The organism is Streptomyces ossamyceticus (assembly GCF_001418475.1).
Lineage (GTDB): Bacteria > Actinomycetota > Actinomycetes > Streptomycetales > Streptomycetaceae > Streptomyces > Streptomyces ossamyceticus.
The window spans coordinates 1-1228 of the sequence record NZ_LIQX01000193.1 but is presented as its reverse complement, the minus strand read 5'-3'; the positions used below and the strand labels follow the sequence as shown (position 1 = coordinate 1228).

Below are 1228 nucleotides of genomic sequence, written 5' to 3'. Positions count from 1 at the left end.
CGGCGGGCCCACGCCGCCGTGGTCAAGGTCCTCACCGGCGAGGGCGACAGCGCGATCCAGGCCGGCACCGACAGCATCGACCTGAACATCGGCACCCTCATCGACGAGGTCAAGAAAGACCTGGTGAACGCGGGTTTCGATCAGGCGTCGAAGATCCCTGACGTCGACAAGAAGGTCACCCTGCTGAAGACCGACAAACTGAACGAGGCCCAGGACGCCATGCGCCTGCTGGACGTGGTCGGCACCTGGCTCCCCGTCCTGGTGCTCGTCCTGTCGGCGCTCGCCATCTGGAGCGCGCCCAGACACCGTGTGGCGCTGATGGCGACGGCGATCGGCATCGGGATCATGATGATCCTGCTGCTCGTCGGCCTCGCCGTGATGCGGTCGGTCTATCTGGACTCCGTCCCGTCGAGCACCCTGCCGAAGAACGCCGCGGCCGACATCTACGACACCTTCATCCGCTTCCTCAAGAACAGCACCGTCACGGTCCTGGTCATCGCGGTGATCACGGCGTTGGCCGCCTACCTGTACGGCCCCTCGCGCCCCGCCCGGTGGGTCAGAGGGACGGCGGGGAAGGGAACCGGCGTCACCGGGCGGGCGATGGCGCGCCGCGGTCTGCGCACCGGCGACACCGGCCGCTGGCTGTCCACCCACGTCAAGTGGACCACCGGTATCGCCATCGGCGGCGGCGCGCTCGCCCTGGTGCTGTGGAACTACCCCACCCCCGGCGCGGTGGCGCTCATCCTCGGCATCGTCGTCCTCGTACTGATCGTCCTCGGCATCCTCGCGGCGGCCTCCGGCCCGGAGCGACGCCCACCCGCCGACGGCCGGTCGACGCCCGTCCCCGGCTGACGCCGACCCTGCCGAAGGCGTACGCACACGACAGGAGAAACCATGGAAAGCACTGTGAACCTGGCCTACGACTACCCCCTCCTGGGGGCCTTCTGGACGATCATGTGGATCTTCCTGTGGGTCATGTGGTTCTTCCTGCTGTTCCGCGTGGTCGTCGACATCTTCCGGGACGACGGGCTGAGCGGCTGGGCCAAGACGGGCTGGCTGGTCTTCGCGCTCGTCCTGCCGTTCCTGGGCGTCTTCGTCTACGTCGTCGCCCGGGGCAAGGACATGGGCCGGCGTGAACAGGACCACGTCCGGGCCAAGTTGCGGGAGACGGACCGGTACGTCCGCGAGACCGTCGGCACCGCCGGCCCCGCCGACGAGGCGGAGCAGC

1 protein-coding gene and 1 pseudogene are annotated in these 1228 nt (G+C 68.8%); both read left to right on the top strand.

The genetic code is table 11. The features are described from left to right. Positions 1-852: pseudogene (locus tag AOK15_RS15630) on the top strand (hypothetical protein); the annotation flags it as partial. A 42-nt stretch (positions 853-894) separates the two neighbouring features. Then, positions 895-1228 (top strand): SHOCT domain-containing protein (locus AOK15_RS15625; RefSeq protein WP_240508442.1); only part of this gene is annotated, 334 nt, incomplete at its 3' end.